This is a genomic window from Psychrobacillus sp. FSL W7-1457, assembly GCF_038593405.1.
Classification (GTDB): Bacteria; Bacillota; Bacilli; order Bacillales_A; family Planococcaceae; genus Psychrobacillus.
Window position 1 is genome coordinate 391,779 of the sequence record NZ_CP151993.1, and the last position, 16,282, is coordinate 408,060.

Consider the following 16,282-nt stretch of genomic DNA (forward strand, 5'->3'; position numbering starts at 1 on the left):
CGTCCGGCTGGGGCGGAAATCAATTCTACTCTCTGATTTATGATTTCTTTGGATTATAAATCAACCCTACCCTTTAACATAGCCTTTTAAAAAAATATTCATAACATTTGGTAAAATATGATAATATTAAATAAAAGCAAATTATGTAAAAAAAGGGGTTAGGTATGAGAAGAGAATATAATATAAAACATATTTTTTTAGTAATTGCTGCATGCGTGGTTTTATTTTCACCAATTTATATTTTATTAATGCCAAATATTGTAGCAGATACTATCTATTATGATAGAAATTCGTGGCTTACCTATGTACCATCTATAAATTATTGGGTATTGGGTATAAGCATATTTACGTTTGCTTTGTGCTTTGTTCTTCTAGGATTATTGAAAAGCTGGAAGATCTCTATTCCAACTGCATTAATAGCTTTTGCTTTAAGCATGGTGACATTTTATTATGCTTCTTTGTCATATATTTCACTTAATGAGGACCAAATTTCTTTTAGAAAAATGTTTTCAACAGAAAAAGAAATTTATCAGTGGGAAGAGTTAAATAAGGTGTCCTACTATATGGTAGAAGAAAGTTCCGAGGAACTTCCCTATTACAACTTTTACTTCAATAATGGAAAAATGCTTACGATAAAAGAGAACACTCATGTATTAGATGCAGCATCAAGTATCAGGTGGAGGGTAAAGGCAGCCGAGGTTCCTATTGAGCATGTAGAAACTTGGAACGAATAATAGCGCTTGTGTAATTATGATTATTTTTTATCGATGTTTATCCTTTTATCAAATACTTGGAAAAAAATAAATACTTATATAATTTAACTACATACTAAACTAAAAGGAGGATGATCATAAAAATACGGTCATCCTCTTACAAGTTCTTGTATTAGCCTAAAGAGTGCTGAAATTAAGTGGAAGTTTTAGATATGGGTTTTACTCTTGCTTGAAGGCAGCTTTAAAGCATTTTTAGTAATGCTTCTCTTCCAGTCATTCCAGTCTCAATTCCTAATTTCTCTGCCTCTAAAGTAACGGATTCAAGTGGAGCATTTATAAGCTGTTCAATTGTTTTTACTCCTACAGCTCGGCCTGCAATTATGTTCCTATCTTTTAACTTTTCATTGAGCAAGCCAACATCTAATGCTCCACACATAATGTAACCTTTGTCATTGGATACGGTTAGCAAAGTCGTTTTTGGAAGCTCAACTGAAACAGCTATAAATGTGTTTCCATCGATGTCAACTGGGTGTGCTTTAATCAATAAATATTCACTCCTTTAAGCTTTCCCTTCAGATTATGTAAGGAGTAGGAAATAGGTGAATATTAACGAGCTAAAGTTTAAGAATCCTAAAATATTGCATTTCAAATTTTTGTATTGCTATAAAGGGTAACCATAATCATTAGAACAATGCAGTTAAATGTATTGAAAAAGTTTTTAGTCTAAAATTTTATTTCTTGTATATATCAAAAGATTTGGCACAATATAATCTCACAAGGAGGTGAGAGAAATGTCAAACAACAACAACAAACTACTTGTACCAGGTGTTAAACAAGCTCTTGACCAAATGAAATATGAAATCGCTCAAGAATTTGGAGTACAACTTGGAGGAGAATCTACAGCGCGTGCTAACGGATCCGTTGGCGGAGAAATTACTAAGCGTTTAGTAGCTCAAGCTCAAGGACAAATGAGCGGTTATCAAAAATAATTAAATGAGACCGATGGCTTAGTGCCATCGGTTTTTTTGTTTTTGAATCATGTTTTGTAATGCCGAATACTTTCTCCTAAAAAAATAATAAAAAAGGTAACGAAGAAAATTCTTCGTTACCTTTTTTTAACTAACAACTGCAATTATTCCTTCTTCTTCATCTAATACAAGCTCTATACCAGTAGAGATAGGGTCTAGATTTAAAAATTCTCTCATAGTTTGGCGTAAAGATTCAATAATGTCTAGAGTACTTAAATTAAATTGTTGATTATTTACATATGCCTCAGCGGAAAAGCCAGTTTCGTCATCATACATTAACTCCACTTCAACTTTTTCCGGGTTAGCATTTACTTTACGACCAAAGTGAACGCAAATAGCATTAATAATATTTTGTTCCGGTACTACTAGTTTTTCCATGTATGTGTTTCCTCTTTCTTTTTCTTGTCTTTAAAGATGTTGATAATCTTAAGGATAAGAATAACAATTACTGCGATAGCGGCAGCATTAATTAAGAAACCTAATATAGAACCAAGTATACCCATATTTGCGAAAAGACTACCAAAGAGTAATCCAGCGAGACCACCTATGAAAAGACCTTTCATTAATCCACCAGCTGTAAATCCACCTTTGGAGTTTGTGTTAGATGATTTATTTGTAGCTGTTGTAGAATTATCTTTATCTTTTTGAATATTAGAATTCGTATTGGAATTATTCGTATTGTCATTTGAATTATTATTATTATTAGAATTAAAACCTTTTTTTCCTGACTTGTATTTCTTAGCTTCAGCAGTTATATCATCTTGAAAGATAAAATTGCCCACTGAAGAAAAAACAAGCGTGATCGTAAGTAGTGCGACTAGAATTTTCTTCAAAATTTAAAACCCTCCGTAAAATAGTTATTAGATTAGACTTACAGTATTACCTTATACTATTTACGAAAGAATGGAAAGAAAGTTTCATTTATATAAAAGATTATAGTTCAACTTGAAGAGAGCGACGTTGAATCTCACTTTTCAATAAAGCTAAAAAGTCAGGGCAAAGGTTAAGTTCCTTAGCAGTAAAATATGATTCTAATAATAGATCATCCGACATTTTACTCATTTTATTTCCTCCTAATAGTTAAATGTTCTTATATGTGAAAGGGCATTAAGATTAGATAATTGTTATTAACATTACTTTACCAAAAAGTACTATTAAGAACAATCGTTCTTTTTATCCACAGTATGTGGGTATAAGATGTTAATAAGTTGTTTACATGTTTGCCAAAATCATATTTATCTAGTGTGAATTCTGTGTGTAAACTTATCCACAAAGAATGAAAAAGGCGAATTTTGTCGAAACCTTTTTGGAATAAAAATCATTATTAACATCTAAACTGCTGCTTTAACACATATGTTATATGATAATTTTTTTTCCTACTATCTAATAAATTTTTAGTTTTCTTTTTACTTAATTACATGGAAAAACAAAATATTTCCTTTTATCAATACCCGTTAAAATATGTGCTTAAACATAAAATAATTAATTTTTTTAAAATTTAATTAATATTCTTCTTTTTCTTGTTCTTCCTTGTCGTCAAATTGATTGTCATCGTGGTCTACAGCATAATTGGTGTCTCCAAGCAGACCTAAAGAGATGAATGTAGCTGCTCCGATTTTTGCTTTATTTTTTTCAGTAAACATATTTGTTACCTCCGTGCCTTATAGTTTTTCATTAAAGAATTTATCTTAAATAATACATACCTCTGGAAGAAGGAAATAAACATCAAAAGTTAAGTTGAAAGCTATTGTATTAAGTAGGATGAGTAAGCATCGCCTTATTATTAAAATATTTATAGGAATAGGCAACATAGTATATAAGAGAGAAATAATTATGAGAAGAGTGATATTGACTATAGGGTTAGAAAGTAGAAAGAGCGGTTGTATGGAGTTGATCACGAGTTTGGAGAATGATATAGGGCAGTTGAAATGGGATACTTGGAGTGGGGAATATTAAATATATTCTAATTTAGACTTATTAGCGAGAGCTATAGAACCATTATTTGTGGATGTAAACGTTTGTCTGCAAAGATACCTGGGAGGATAATTCTATAACGTCATTGTTGTACATTCTTATACAACCAAGTGATACCTCTTTTCCTATTGAGCTTGGATCGTTTGTCCCGTGTATGCCATAATGAGGCTTAGATAATCCCATCCACAATACCCCATATGGACCTCCTGGATCTACCTCCTTATTAATAATCATATAATTACCTGTCGGGGTAGGGGTTAAGACTTTTCCTACTGCAATAGGGTATGTTTTTAATAGTTTGCTTCCGTCATAAAGCTTCAACTGACGTTTTGTGACTGACACATCAATCCAAAGTGTCAAAAAATCAACTCCCGATATATTATTTCCTATTATATGAGTTGATTCGTAAGATGGATAACTAAAAACGAATGGTTATATACTTTATTAAAAAGTGTATAGAGGAAGCAGGGGCTCCCTTGGTGTTGCCTATACACTTTCTCCAAGTAGAAGCAAACTGTTAAAACAAAGGAAGAGGGCACTTAAGAGATATTGAAGTTCCTCAAATAATTTTGCATTAGCTCAATATCCTTACTAAAAACCCGATCTTCAGTTAGGGATGGAATAAATGCACGGATTTCCTTCCACTTTTTAAGGAGTTTTGGTGCCATCAGCAACTCATTACGATACTCGACTCCTTGAACTGCACAAATAGCCTCGATAGCGATTACTCCACGGGCATTTTGAATGATTTGATAGGCATGTCTAGCCCCAATGGTTCCCATGCTTACATGGTCCTCTTGGTTTCCAGAGGATGGGATAGAGTCGACAGATGCTGGGTGAGCCAATGTTTTATTTTCAGAAACAAGACTAGCAGCAGTGTATTGTAAAATCATTGCTCCTGATTGTAGACCAGGCTCTGGGCTTAAAAATGGCGGGAGACCAACATTTAATTGTGGATTCACGAGTCTTTCTACCCGTCGTTCAGAAACGTTAGCCAGCTCGGCCATTCCCACCTTTAAGAAATCCATCGCAAAGGCTATTGGTTGACCGTGAAAGTTCCCACCAGAAACAACTATATTTCCGTCTTCTACGATTAATGGATTATCTGTGGCGGCATTTATTTCTATCTCAAGTTTTTCTTTTACATAGGAAAGCACTTGCCATGTGGCTCCGTGTATTTGAGGTATGCATCTTATAGAATAGGCATCCTGTACTCGCTGTTCGCCTTGTTTAGTGACTAGTTGACTTCCTTCCAACCAGTACAGCATTCGTTTAGCGACGTCTATTTGCTCCTGGTAACCTCGTGCTTCATGGATAGAAGGGTGAAAGGCGTCTGTAATTCCATGGAGGGCTTCCATAGTCATTGCAGCAATCCACTCGCTTTGATACGCAAGAGTCTCAGCTTCGAGCCAGTTGATCACTCCTTGAGCAGTCATTGCTTGAGTTCCATTTATTAAGGCTAACCCTTCCTTAGCTTCAAGTACAATTGGCTGTAGTCCATGTTCACTCCATACATTTGTAGAAGGAACATGCTTGTTACCTTCCCAAACAAATCCTTCGCCGATTAATACAAGGGCTAAATGTGATAGAGGTGCTAAATCTCCAGATGCACCTAGAGAGCCTTGGGAGGGTATTACGGGATGGATATGATGGTTTATCATATATGCCAGTCTTTCTAATACCTCGAGTCGTATGCCTGAAAAACCTTTCATCAGAGCATTTAAACGTAGAATAACCATAGCTCTTGAAACTAACTCTTCAAAAGGAGTTCCAACCCCACAAGCATGAGATCGTATCAAATGTAATTGAAGTGCATGAACGTCCTTCTCGTTTATACTGACATCGCTAAATTTTCCAAAGCCCGTATTAATTCCATACACGATTTCTCCGCTACTAACAATTTTCTCTACTGCTCTTCTACTTTTCTGAACAGCTTGTATAGCCTCTTTATCTAATGTTATGTTCTCGTTTTTATACAGAATGGCTCTCATTTGTTCCAATGTAAGGCCATACCCTTTTAAGTGAATCATATTTTCCACTCCCACTTTTTTATAGCTTTCAAATCAATTATTTTGATGTATGTTCCCATTTGCCTGTCGGTGCAGACATAGGTGCTTACGCTTTTCTTATTGTCTAACTTCAGCACCCTGCCCCTCTGGGTCAAATGGATAAAAGCTCCGGTGGATGAGGAATCGCCTCCTCGCATTTCCCCATTTGCCTGTCGGGACAGACATAGGCGCCTGCACTTTTCTTGGTGTCTAGCTCCGGCGCCTTGCCCCTCGGGGTCAAATGGATAAAAGCTCCGGTGGCTGAGGAACTGCCTCCTCGCTTTTCCCCATTTGCCTGTCGGGACAGAGATAGGCGCCTGCACTTTTCTTGGTGTCTAGCTCCGGCGCCTTGCCCCTCGGGGTCAAATGGATAAAAGCTCCGGTGGCTGAGGAACTGCCTCCTCGCTTTTCACCATTTGCCTGTCGGGTCAGAGATAGGCGCCTGCGCTTTTCTTATATTCTATCGGAATATTCCATTTTATTAAGCTTTTTTAGAAGAAAAGTAAAAATTTCTCATATGCTAGTAGAGTGTCTTGATAGTGTGCTAAACGAGAGGATTGTAACGAAGTTTCTTCACAAACGTCTATTTATTTAAAGTAAAGGGGGTTTTTGGTAATGACTAGGTTTACTATCGTTTTCTTATATTTATCTCTCATTTTTTTAGCTGGATGCAGTGCTCAAAACGAGGAAAAGGCAGCAGTAACAGAGTCTATGAATGACGCGGAGTATTCAAATGATGTTGGTCAGGGAGGAAATGACTCAAAGGAAGAGAGTATTTCTGAGACAGAGGAAAGTACTTCCAATCCATCTATATCCCAAAGAAAAATTATTCACAAGGCTAATATTAGTGCAAACGTCAAAGAACTAACGGTTGCTCAAGAAAAGATGACAGAAAAGGTAAGTAAATATAACGGTTATATTGTAGAATCTAATATTTATCAAGAAAGTGATTCTCGTAGTTACGGACGTATGGTTGTCAGAGTACCTGAGGAGCATTTTGAGACTTTTTTATCGGAAGCTGAAGGACAGGTAACTAAGGTATTAGAGAGGAATATAACAGGTGAAGATGTAACAGAGCAGTATGTAGACTTAGAATCCCGATTAAAATCGAAAAGAGCAGTAGAAGCTCGATTGCTAGTATTTATGGAAAGCGCTGAAAAAACAGAGGATCTTTTAAAGATTTCAGCTGACTTGTCAAAGGTACAAGAAGAAATAGAAGTAATAGTTGGAAAGATTAAATATTTGGACAATCAAACTTCCTTTTCCACAATTGAGATGAACTTTTATGAGGATCGAGTAATTGTACCAAGCATTGAAAATAAGGACTTAAACACATGGGAGAAGACAAAGAAGCAATTTGTTCAAAGTGTGAATGCGTTATTAGTGATAGGATCTGGAATTATAGTGTTTCTATTGGGCAATTTACCAGTTCTATTAGTAATGGGTATTGTTTCCTTTTTGAGTATTTGGTTTATAAGAAAAAGACGGAAAGATAAATAATGCCTTCATTCAATAGTAAAAATTTTAAGGAGATGAAATAGCGATAGATATAAACAATTGAGAGACAACTACAAAGTTATATGTATCATTAATTCCTTCTCGTCATATTATGTATAAAAGATGCCCCTGAATGGAGGGAAACATGGATATCTTAAGTAAGGTTAAAGGTTATCGAGAAGCGGAAAACGAGTTGAAATGGGAAGGTACGTTCAGGGAATACTTGGAAATATTAAAAGGCAGACCAGAAGTTGCTCAAACTGCACATGCACGTGTATATAGCATGATTAAAAGTGCGGGGCATTCGGATGAAAATGGAAAGAAAAGCTATAAGTTTTTTGAACAGGAAATGTTTGGTCTAGATGAAGCGTTAGAGCGTCTGGTAGAAGAGTATTTCCATCCGGCAGCAAAGCGTTTAGATGTTCGGAAAAGAATTTTATTGTTGATGGGTCCCGTGAGTGGTGGTAAATCTACTATTGTTACTTTGTTGAAGAGAGGTTTTGAGGAATATTCCAGAACTGACAAGGGTGCTGTTTATGCTATTAAAGGATGCCCGATGCATGAGGATCCGCTTCATTTAATCCCAACTCATCTTCGAGAAGACTTTTTTGAGGAATACGGAATTCGAATAGAAGGAAGTCTATCACCTCTGAACTCGATGAGGCTGGAGCAAGAGTATGGTGGAAAAGTAGAAGATGTCTTAGTGGAGAGAATTTTCTTTTCAGAAGACAAAAGGGTTGGGATAGGTACTTTTACTCCATCTGATCCAAAATCTCAAGATATCGCTGATTTAACTGGAAGTATTGACTTTTCAACAATTGCTGAGTTTGGATCTGAATCTGATCCAAGAGCATATAGATTTGATGGGGAGCTCAATAAGGCTAATAGAGGAATGATGGAATTTCAGGAGATGCTTAAGCTAGATGAAAAATTCCTGTGGCATCTACTTTCTCTGACACAGGAGGGTAACTTCAAAGCTGGTCGTTTCGCCTTAATTAGTGCAGATGAATTGATTGTAGCCCATACCAATGAAACGGAATATCGTTCGTTCATCTCTAATAAAAAGAATGAGGCGCTACATTCACGTATTATTGTAATGCCAATTCCTTATAACTTGAAGGTTAGCCAAGAAGAACGAATTTATGAAAAGATGATTAAAGAAAGTGATATGAACCATGTCCATATTGCTCCCCATGCCTTAAGGGCTGCAGCTATATTCTCAATACTCACAAGGTTAGAGGATCCAAAGAAACAAGGAATAGATATAGTAAAGAAAATGAAGTTATATGATGGGGAAAATATCGAAGGCTTTAATGAAATTGATGTAGAAGAGTTAAAGAAAGAGTTTGCAACAGAGGGTATGCATGGAATTGATCCGCGGTATGTGATCAACCGCATTTCCTCCGCCATTATAAGAAAAGAAATCCCTTCTATAAATGCATTAGACGTTTTACGTGCTTTAAAAGAGGGTCTTGATCAGCATGCTTCTATTTCAGAAGAGGATCGAGAAAAGTATTTAAACTATATTGCCATTGCACGAAAAGAATACGATGAAATTGCTAAAAAAGAAGTTCAAAAGGCTTTTGTTTACTCATATGAGGAGTCGGCAATAACGCTAATGAATAATTATTTGGACAATGTTGAAGCATTTTGTAACAAGAACAAAATGAGAGATCCATTAACTGGCGAAGAGATGAACCCAGATGAAAAACTAATGCGCTCCATAGAAGAACAAATAGGCATATCTGAAAATGCAAAAAAAGGATTCCGAGAAGAGATATTAATTCGCCTTTCTGCCTATGCAAGGAAAGGGAAGCGTTTCGAATATAATTCCCATGAACGCCTAAGAGAGGCTATTCAAAAGAAACTGTTTGCTGATTTAAAAGATGTCGTGAAAATTACTACATCTACGAAAACGCCAGATGAAGCTCATTTGAAAAAGATAAACGAAGTAGTTGCTAGATTGATTGATGAACACGGATATAATTCTACTTCAGCCAATGAATTATTACGTTATGTTGGAAGTCTTCTTAATCGATAAAGCCATGAAAAAACAAGACTGATATTCTTCATTGGTCTTGTTTTTTTTATACTAATTTGGTTTGATGTGTAACTATACTCGGGGTCAAATGGCTAAAAGTTGCTCCTGCGCAGGCTCGTCGCAAACAAAAGCGTTTGTGGTGGCTGAGGAAGCGCCTCCTCACTTTTCTCCATTTGCCTGTCGGGGCAGAGACAGGTGCCTGCGCTTTTCTTATTGTCTAGCTCCGGCACCTTGCCCCTCGGGGTCAAATGAGTAAAAGCTCCGGTGGCTGAAGACCTGCCTCCTCACTTTTCTCCATTTGCCTGTCGGGGCAGTGATAGGCGCCTGCGCTTTTCTTATTGTCTAGCTCCGGCACCTTGCCCCTCGGGGTCAAATGAAAAAATACTCCGGTGGCTGAAGACCTGCCTCCTCGCATTTTTTCATTTGCCTGTCGGGGCAGAGACAGGTGCCTGCGCTTTTCTTGGAACTTTGGCAATAACTTTGTTGCACCGGCATATGATAAAAAATAGGTAGGTGTTGAGGTTGAATGAAAAAGAGAAAAATCCCTTCGTTATTTCACAAGAGAATTGGTCACTCCATCGTAAAGGTCATCAAGATCAGCAACGCCACACGGAAAAGGTCAAGGAAGCAATTAGAAACAACTTACCAGACTTAATAAGTGATGAAAGTATTATCATGTCAAATGGACGAGACGTTATAAAAATCCCTATTAGATCCCTGGATGAATACAAAATAAGATATAATTACGACTCTTCTAAGCATGTTGGCCAAGGTAAGGGAGACAGTCAGATCGGTGATGTTGTCGCTAAGGGGCCTGGGGAAGGAAAGGCAACTGGAAGTGGTAAGCAAGCTGGAGACAAGGCAGGGCAAGATTACTATGAGGCAGAGGTTTCCATGGAAGAGATAGAAAATGCTCTTTTCAGTGACATGGAGCTGCCTAGTCTAGAGGATAAAGAAAAATCTGAAATAGTAACCGAGCATATTGAGTTTAATGATATTCGAAAAAAAGGCCTTATGGGTAATATTGATAAGAAAAGGACATTAATTACAGCTATTAAGAGAAATGCTCTTAAGGGAGAAGCGGCAATTGCGCCTATCCATCAGGATGATTTGCGCTTTAAAACTTGGGATGAAGTTGTTAAGCGCGAATCAAAAGCAGTTGTTCTCGCTATGATGGATACTAGTGGTTCAATGGGAGTTTTTGAAAAGTATTGTGCACGTAGCTTCTTCTTTTGGATGGTTAGGTTTTTGCGAATGGAATACGAGGCATTAGATATTGAATTTATTGCTCATCATACAGAAGCAAAGGTAGTTACTGAGGAAGCGTTCTTTACAAAGGGGGAGAGTGGAGGTACCATATGTTCCTCTGCTTATCAGAAGGCATTAGAGTTAATACAGGAAAAGTATCCTCCTTCTCGCTATAATATTTATCCAGTTCATTTTTCAGATGGAGAAAATATGACGAGTGATAATGAAAAATGTGTGAAACTAGTTAATGAATTAATGAAGGTTTCTCAAATATTTGGGTATGGGGAAGTTAATGAGCACAATCGTTATTCCACTTTGATGAACACGTATAAGACAATAGAAAACCCTAAATTTAGACACCACGTAATTAGAAATAATAAAGATGTATATGCTGCATTAAAAAGTATTTTTAAAAAGGGAGTAAAGTGATGGACACAAAACTACAATATGCAATTGCCGAAATAACTGAGATTGCATCTGGTTTTGGATTGGATACATTCCCTATGAGATACGAAATATGTCCTGCAGACATTATTTATACATTCGGTGCATATGGGATGCCAACTCGTTTCGCACACTGGAGCTTTGGGAAGCAATTTCATAAAATGAAGATGCAATACGATTTTGGGCTTAGCCAAATCTATGAGTTAGTGATCAATTCCAACCCTTGTTATGCATTTCTATTAGATACGAATAGCCTTATTCAGAACAAGCTAATTATTGCTCATGTACTTGCGCATTGTGATTTTTTCAAGAATAATGTTCGCTTCTCTAACACACGGAGAGATATGGTAGAAAGCATGACTGCCACTGCCGAGAGAATTGCACACTATGAAATGGTTCATGGAAAAGAAGAGGTAGAACAATTTTTAGACGCAGTATTAGCTATTCAAGAACATATTGATTCTTCGATTGTCCGTCCTAAGCTTCCTAGTTATGACTTAGAGGAAGAAGAAATAGAGGAAAAAAGAAAAAGTGAGTATGATGATTTATGGGATTTAGACGAAAAGAAAAAAAATAAGTTGGTTCAGCCTTATCGAAAAAAATTCCCGCCCAGACCAGAAAAAGATTTGCTGTTATTTATAGAGGAGTATAGTCGGGAGCTTGAAGATTGGCAACGAGATATTTTAACTATGATGCGGGAAGAGATGCTTTATTTTTGGCCGCAGCTCGAAACAAAAATTATGAATGAGGGATGGGCAACTTTTTGGCATCAGCGAATTCTCCGAGAAATGGATTTGACTTCAGATGAAACCATTGAATTTGCCAAATTAAATGCAAATGTTGTGCAACCTTCCAAGACGTCCATAAATCCATATTATTTAGGACTCAAAATTTTTGAGGATATAGAGAAAAGGTATGACTCCCCTACAGCTGAAATGAGAAGAATTGGAATCGAACCAGGGCTAGGGAGAGAAAAGTTATTTGAAGTACGGGAAATAGAGTCTGATATTTCCTTTATCAGAAACTATTTGACAAAAGAGTTAGTTAAACAAGAGGACCTTTACTTATTTGAAAAGAAAAATGGGAACTATGAAATAACTGATAAGGATTATGAGAATGTCAGAGATGAAATAATAGCGAGCCGTGAAAATGGTGGCTACCCCTACATTGTAGTAGAAAATGGTGATTTCTCTAGAAACGGGGAGTTGCATCTAAAGCACAATTATGAAGGCGTGGAATTAGATGCGCATTATTTGGAGCATGTGCTTCCATATATATACCAGCTGTGGGGGCGTTCTATTCATATGGAAACCTTTGTGGAGAAAAAACCAGTGCTCTATACTTATGATGGAAAAAAAGTTTCAAAGAGCCTTATGTAAATACTTTAATATGAAAAAGAGGATGATCGTGAATATTCACGATCATCCTCTTTAAATTTTATATATGATTTTATGAACCGACGAAGTCTCCACCATCAACGTGAATAGTTTGTCCTGTAATATACGTGGAGTCATTAGATGCTAAGAAGACATAGGCAGGTGCATTTTCTGATGGCTGACCTCTTCTGCCAGTTGGATTGCTTTCAGCATGGTTTTCTACCTTCTCGGCATCAAAAGTTGCTGGGATAAGTGGGGTCCATATTGGTCCAGGTGCAACTGCATTTACACGAATTCCTTTTTCAACTAGATTTAATGCTAAGGAGCGTGTGAAGGAAGTGATTGCTCCTTTTGTTGCCGAGTAATCGATTAGCTCAGCAGCACCGCGATAAGCAGTAACCGAGGAAGTATTTACAATTGTATCTCCCTTAGACATATGCGGAAGAGCTGCCTGTGTTAGATAGAACATAGAGTATATGTTAGTAGAGAAAGTTTCCTGTAATTGATCTGGAGTAATCTCTAAAAAATTCATCGTTGGGAATTGTTTTCCTGCGTTATTTACTAAAACATTTAACTGGCCAAATTCCTCGATAACCTGCTCTATTAACTTTTCGCAGTTTTCGTCATCGCTAATATCTATAGCAAAGCTTTTTGCTTTAACTCCGTAGTTTTCAACTAGTTTTACTGTTTCTTTTGCATCCTCATGTTCATCTAAATACGCAATAGCGACGTTTGCACCTTCTTTTGCATAAGCAATTGCTACTGCTTTACCAATACCGCTATCTCCACCTGTGATTAAAGCGACTTTTCCTTTTAGCTTTTCAGAACCTTTATAATTTTCATCATCATAAATAGGTTTTGGACTCATTTCATATTCAAAACCTGGTTGACGATTCTGTGTTTGTCCTTTAATATTTTCTTCCATTTTTTCGAATTTGTCATTACTCATGCCGAGTCCTCCTTTAGTGATGTCTAATTAATGTATTCCCAGATGAAATAAAAACAAACGTTAGATTAAAAGTACTGACACAAGTTTAGCAAGTTCAAACAAGGGTATTAATATAGAGCATGAAATTTAAAAAAATGGGGAATCTAATATGAAACCAATAATAGGTATTACTGCTGAAGTTAAAGATGATAAAAGTTATTACTTGTCTTCAGTATATTCAGACACAGTTCTACAAGCAGGAGGTATTCCTTTACTCATACCACTCATTCCTGATAAAGATATAGACCAGTTATGTCAGCAGATAGACGGGTTGATTATAACGGGAGGAGAAGATATAGATCCTTCTTATTATGGTGAGTTGCCACATCTTCACCTTCAACGAATAACTCCACGTCTTGATAAGATGGAATTTGCACTTGTACAAAAAATTCTAGAGTTAGACAAGCCATATATTGGGACTTGTAGAGGCTTGCATATGCTTAATATAGTGATGGGTGGATCTTTACACCAGTCTATTCATGAGCAAAGAGAAGAATATACTTTACAGCATAGACAAAATTCAATAAGAACGCACAGATCACATCCGGTTAAGCTAGATAGTAAAAGTAAGGTATATCAAATGTTACAAGAAGAGGAATTTAAGGTAAATTCATTTCATCATCAAGGCGTAAATAAGCTTGGAGATGGGTTGAAAGTAGTTGCTACTGCACCGGACGGCATAGTGGAGGCAGTAGAAAGTGAAAACCATACGTTTATTTATGGTTTTCAGTGGCATCCTGAAGAATTTGCGCTAAATGGTGATGAACCTTCACAAAAGTTGTTTAGAAAATTTGTAGAAGCAGCAATTGAAAGAAAAACTAACAAATAGCATACCTATTAAAAATAAGAGGTGAAATTAGTGGGTAAAGATAAGAAGGATAATGATATTGAATACAATTCTAATTTGAATCCTGACGATTTTAAAGAGACAGATAAGAACAATGCGGATAAGAAAGATATAACTAAACCAGGTGAGAAAGAAGAAAATAAAAATAATAAGTAGTTAATATTATATATAAGGTAAAAAAATAATAAAAAAAGAAGGAGCGTTGTGTGTATGTCACAACGTTCCTTCTTTTTTCCTCTCATCTTAAGCATAATAACTACTTAATAGTACAACTTATTCTCATGGAGGTGAAATCTCATGAATGATAAAAAGAAAAATCATAAAAATAAGTTAGATCGTGAAGAGTATGGTTATGGATATGACATCAGTCCAAATGATATGGGTGTAATAGGGCAGAATACAGAAGCAAAAAAACACAACAACAGCCAACAAAAGGAAACAAAAAATAATTCAAACAAATAATTAACCACTTTATGGCAACCACCTCTATTCCATATATATGCATATCAACATTTTAGTTCATCTTATTTGTCGATATATGTTCTAATTCGATAGCTTCTCTCTTAGAGTGATATAACAACTTTTTTAGAGAGAAGGGTGCGGGATGTATATAGATGGGATATTTTCAGGTGGCGGGATGAAGGGGATCGGCCTAGTTGGGGCATATCAAGTTTTGGAAGAGAAAGGATATCGTCTAAAGCGTGTGGCGGGAACTAGTGCAGGAGCAATACTTGCCTGTTTTATAGCTGCAGGCTACAACGGCAGAGAAATGGAAGAGCTAATGATGAGTCAAAACTTCCAAAAGCTATTGGACCCGCGGAAGACAGTAATTCCACTTCCGTTTACAAAATGGTTAAATTTATATTGGGGTTTAGGCTTGTATCAAGGAAAAGCATTGGAGGATTGGTTTTTAGAGAAATTGGCTGCTAAAGGTATTTATACTTTTGGAGATCTAACTCCTGGCTCGTTAAAGCTAGTTGCCTCCGATCTAACAAATGGAAAGATGATTGTCTTACCGGATGACTTAAAAAATTATGACATAGAGCCAGATACCTTTTTAGTAAGTAGAGCCTTGCGCATGAGCTGTGGCATTCCCTTTTTCTTTGAACCAATCAAATTAAAATCGAATATTGGGGACGTAGTGGTGGTAGATGGCGGTGTGCTCAGCAATTTTCCAATGTGGATATTTGAAAACGGTATAAAGGAGAGACCAGTCTTAGGTATTCGACTTAGTGCAAATATCGAAGAGCCGCAACCAAAAAAAATAAAAAATGGACTCGATTTATTTGAAGGCCTATTTACAACAATGAAAGATGCCCATGACACAAGATATATATCGCGAAAGATTGAAAGAAATATTATTTTTATACCTGCAGATGAATATAGCGCGACCCAATTTGAATTAGACTATGATTCTAAATTGGATTTATTGCAAAAGGGAAGAGAGTCAACTACTCGATTTTTGAAAACCTGGTAATAGCATTTAAGAATGTTTAGTTTATTTCTAAAAAAGGAATAGTAAAGACATAAAGGGAAGGGGAGATTGATATGACTAATGCAAAAGAACAAGCACTAAAAATATTAAATAGTAATATGATTGGTACTATGGCGACAGTGCAGCAAAATAAGCCGCATTCCCGATATATGACCTTTTTTAATGATGATTTTATCCTCTATACCGCAACAAGTAAGAAAACGCATAAAGTAGAAGAAATTGAACATAACCCATACACACACATCCTCCTAGGATACGATGGAAAAGGATTAGGTGATTCCTTCCTGGAAATTGAAGGGAAGGTCGAGGAATCGGATGACGAATCAATGAAAGAAAAGGTTTGGAATGATGCTTTAAAAGGATGGTTTAAAGGTCCGGATGATCCAGACTTAATCATTCTGAAGATTACTCCAACACAAGTAAGAGTAATGAACACAAAGGGAGAAAATCCAGAAATAGTTGAATTTTGAACTCTAAAACACTCAAAACGACAAAGTTTTGAGTGTTTTTATATGCTAGTAAAGAATCCGATAGATTCACTTGCATACATAAAATATAAATGGACAAACTAATCAAATCTATA

At 36.3% G+C, this 16,282-nt stretch carries 19 protein-coding genes; 11 read left to right on the forward strand and 8 right to left on the reverse strand.

All coding sequences use genetic code 11. The features are described from left to right. Positions 1 to 164: 164 nt before the first annotated feature. Positions 165 to 734, forward strand: a complete 570-nt coding sequence (locus NSQ95_RS01970; RefSeq protein ID WP_340886815.1) for a hypothetical protein — start codon at positions 165 to 167, stop codon at positions 732 to 734. 220 nt (positions 735 to 954) lie between these two features. Here the strand turns inward: NSQ95_RS01970 and NSQ95_RS01975 are convergent, their stop codons facing one another. Beyond that, positions 955 to 1,257, reverse strand: coding sequence for a DUF1805 domain-containing protein (locus NSQ95_RS01975; RefSeq protein WP_340886816.1), 303 nt, complete (start codon positions 1,255 to 1,257; stop codon positions 955 to 957). A 247-nt stretch (positions 1,258 to 1,504) separates the two neighbouring features. On the opposite strand from NSQ95_RS01975, the gene NSQ95_RS01980 reads away from it, so the two are divergent. After that, positions 1,505 to 1,702, forward strand: coding sequence for an alpha/beta-type small acid-soluble spore protein (locus tag NSQ95_RS01980; protein ID WP_340886819.1), 198 nt, complete (start codon positions 1,505 to 1,507; stop codon positions 1,700 to 1,702). Between the two features lie 126 nt (positions 1,703 to 1,828). Here the strand turns inward: NSQ95_RS01980 and NSQ95_RS01985 are convergent, their stop codons facing one another. The 6 genes from NSQ95_RS01985 to hutH all read right to left on the reverse strand — a co-directional run bounded on the left by NSQ95_RS01985 (position 1,829) and on the right by hutH (position 5,745). Continuing rightward, positions 1,829 to 2,119: a DUF2653 family protein gene (locus NSQ95_RS01985; RefSeq protein WP_340886821.1), complete on the reverse strand. Its 291-nt coding sequence runs from the start codon at positions 2,117 to 2,119 to the stop codon at positions 1,829 to 1,831. Beyond that, on the reverse strand, positions 2,107 to 2,574 hold the full coding sequence (locus NSQ95_RS01990; RefSeq protein ID WP_340886824.1) for a hypothetical protein: 468 nt from the start codon (positions 2,572 to 2,574) through the stop codon (positions 2,107 to 2,109). The genes NSQ95_RS01985 and NSQ95_RS01990 overlap by 13 nt, the downstream gene beginning before the upstream one ends. A 100-nt stretch (positions 2,575 to 2,674) precedes the next feature. Then, a complete protein-coding gene (locus NSQ95_RS01995; RefSeq protein WP_169360171.1) occupies positions 2,675 to 2,803 on the reverse strand; it encodes a sporulation histidine kinase inhibitor Sda in 129 nt (42 codons plus the stop codon). A 440-nt stretch (positions 2,804 to 3,243) separates the two neighbouring features. Continuing rightward, a complete protein-coding gene (locus NSQ95_RS02000; protein ID WP_340886826.1) occupies positions 3,244 to 3,384 on the reverse strand; it encodes a hypothetical protein in 141 nt (46 codons plus the stop codon). Positions 3,385 to 3,739: 355 nt separating this feature from the next. Beyond that, positions 3,740 to 4,075 carry a L,D-transpeptidase gene (locus NSQ95_RS02005; RefSeq protein ID WP_340886828.1) on the reverse strand — a complete coding sequence of 112 codons (336 nt, stop codon included), beginning with the start codon at positions 4,073 to 4,075 and terminating at the stop codon, positions 3,740 to 3,742. Between the two features lie 179 nt (positions 4,076 to 4,254). Beyond that, a complete protein-coding gene (gene hutH, locus NSQ95_RS02010) occupies positions 4,255 to 5,745 on the reverse strand; it encodes a histidine ammonia-lyase (protein ID WP_340886831.1) in 1,491 nt (496 codons plus the stop codon). A 633-nt stretch (positions 5,746 to 6,378) separates the two neighbouring features. On the opposite strand from hutH, the gene NSQ95_RS02015 reads away from it, so the two are divergent. The 4 genes from NSQ95_RS02015 to NSQ95_RS02030 all read left to right on the forward strand — a co-directional run bounded on the left by NSQ95_RS02015 (position 6,379) and on the right by NSQ95_RS02030 (position 12,372). After that, positions 6,379 to 7,263 carry a DUF4349 domain-containing protein gene (locus NSQ95_RS02015; protein WP_340886834.1) on the forward strand — a complete coding sequence of 295 codons (885 nt, stop codon included), beginning with the start codon at positions 6,379 to 6,381 and terminating at the stop codon, positions 7,261 to 7,263. 142 nt (positions 7,264 to 7,405) lie between these two features. Next, entirely contained in the window at positions 7,406 to 9,301 is a 1,896-nt protein-coding gene (locus NSQ95_RS02020) for a PrkA family serine protein kinase (protein ID WP_340886836.1), read from the forward strand. A 522-nt stretch (positions 9,302 to 9,823) separates the two neighbouring features. Next, on the forward strand, positions 9,824 to 10,978 hold the full coding sequence (yhbH, locus tag NSQ95_RS02025; RefSeq protein WP_342560170.1) for a sporulation protein YhbH: 1,155 nt from the start codon (positions 9,824 to 9,826) through the stop codon (positions 10,976 to 10,978). Continuing rightward, positions 10,978 to 12,372, forward strand: a complete 1,395-nt coding sequence (locus NSQ95_RS02030; protein ID WP_169359104.1) for a SpoVR family protein — start codon at positions 10,978 to 10,980, stop codon at positions 12,370 to 12,372. Before yhbH ends, NSQ95_RS02030 begins: the two co-directional genes overlap by 1 nt. A gap of 70 nt (positions 12,373 to 12,442) precedes the next feature. Here NSQ95_RS02030 and NSQ95_RS02035 read toward each other — a convergent pair whose 3' ends face one another. Continuing rightward, entirely contained in the window at positions 12,443 to 13,318 is an 876-nt protein-coding gene (locus tag NSQ95_RS02035) for an SDR family oxidoreductase (RefSeq protein ID WP_340886843.1), read from the reverse strand. Between the two features lie 148 nt (positions 13,319 to 13,466). Here NSQ95_RS02035 and NSQ95_RS02040 point away from each other — a divergent pair, with 148 nt between their 5' ends. The 5 genes from NSQ95_RS02040 (at position 13,467) to NSQ95_RS02060 (ending at position 16,169) form a co-directional block, all read left to right on the forward strand. Next, complete coding sequence (locus NSQ95_RS02040; protein WP_340886844.1) at positions 13,467 to 14,186, forward strand: gamma-glutamyl-gamma-aminobutyrate hydrolase family protein; 720 nt, start codon at positions 13,467 to 13,469, stop codon at positions 14,184 to 14,186. A 30-nt stretch (positions 14,187 to 14,216) separates the two neighbouring features. After that, positions 14,217 to 14,360, forward strand: a complete 144-nt coding sequence (locus NSQ95_RS02045) for a hypothetical protein (protein WP_340886846.1) — start codon at positions 14,217 to 14,219, stop codon at positions 14,358 to 14,360. A 141-nt stretch (positions 14,361 to 14,501) separates the two neighbouring features. Then, the gene (locus NSQ95_RS02050; protein ID WP_169359100.1) at positions 14,502 to 14,666 is read left to right on the forward strand and encodes a hypothetical protein; all 165 of its coding nucleotides are present in this window, start codon (positions 14,502 to 14,504) and stop codon (positions 14,664 to 14,666) included. 142 nt (positions 14,667 to 14,808) lie between these two features. Continuing rightward, positions 14,809 to 15,681 carry a patatin-like phospholipase family protein gene (locus NSQ95_RS02055; RefSeq protein WP_340886849.1) on the forward strand — a complete coding sequence of 291 codons (873 nt, stop codon included), beginning with the start codon at positions 14,809 to 14,811 and terminating at the stop codon, positions 15,679 to 15,681. 71 nt (positions 15,682 to 15,752) lie between these two features. Further along, on the forward strand, positions 15,753 to 16,169 hold the full coding sequence (locus tag NSQ95_RS02060) for a pyridoxamine 5'-phosphate oxidase family protein (RefSeq protein ID WP_340886850.1): 417 nt from the start codon (positions 15,753 to 15,755) through the stop codon (positions 16,167 to 16,169). Positions 16,170 to 16,282: the final 113 nt, after the last annotated feature.